This window comes from Nioella sediminis (genome assembly GCF_001879695.1).
Lineage (GTDB): Bacteria > Pseudomonadota > Alphaproteobacteria > Rhodobacterales > Rhodobacteraceae > Nioella > Nioella sediminis.
The window spans coordinates 1-705 of record NZ_MNBL01000175.1; the positions used below are offsets into that span (position 1 = coordinate 1).

At 55.3% G+C, this 705-nt stretch carries 1 protein-coding gene; it reads right to left on the reverse strand.

The features are described from left to right. Positions 1 to 477: Hint domain-containing protein (locus BKY26_RS19000; protein WP_193600224.1), on the reverse strand; the 477-nt coding region annotated here is incomplete at its 3' end. Positions 478 to 705 lie beyond the last annotated feature (228 nt).

Sequence of the window (705 nt, forward strand, 5' to 3'; positions counted from 1 at the left end):
ACCGATCCATTTCACCGGAACGCTTCGCCCGTGCTGATTACAGATCAGATCCCCGATTTGCAAAAGCTCTACTGGCTCCTGACCAGATGGGGTGTCGATGCGCGTGCCGGGCAGGAAACAATTGACCGCAGCGGTCGATATCAGCCGCCCCTGCAAGGTGATCGTATCCCCAGAAGCTGAAAAATGCCCTGTCAACTCGCCGGAATGCGGGATGAAATATGCGTTGGGGTCACCGACCGACTGGAATATTGCATATTCGTCCCCAGTGGTCGGGTGGATATACACAAACCCTATATAAGGTTGTGTAGGCGTGATTAGGTAATCATCCGCATCGATCCCGACGGGAGAGTTGTCATCAAAGACTGTGTAGCTCCCGGCAGAGAATTCCGCAGTTCCGGTATAGGTGAAGATGCTGGTCCCCGGCCACCCGGACGTATCCAACCTGACGACATCTGTTCCAGTAAACACAATTGGCATAACGAATCCTTTCAGCGATCCCGGGCACCACGCAGGAACGGGCCCAACCCCTCGAATAGGCCACGCAGGATAAGGGGTTTGCCGAAGCGATCAAGTTCCATGTGGCAACGGGCTTCTGCTTTGCGCCACGGAGATAGACGCTATGCGCGCAAAGCCCACGAGCCACAACATGCAATTGACCGGTTAGAACGCCCGGCTTTCAGGTATTCAGGCCACCACCTTACCGGC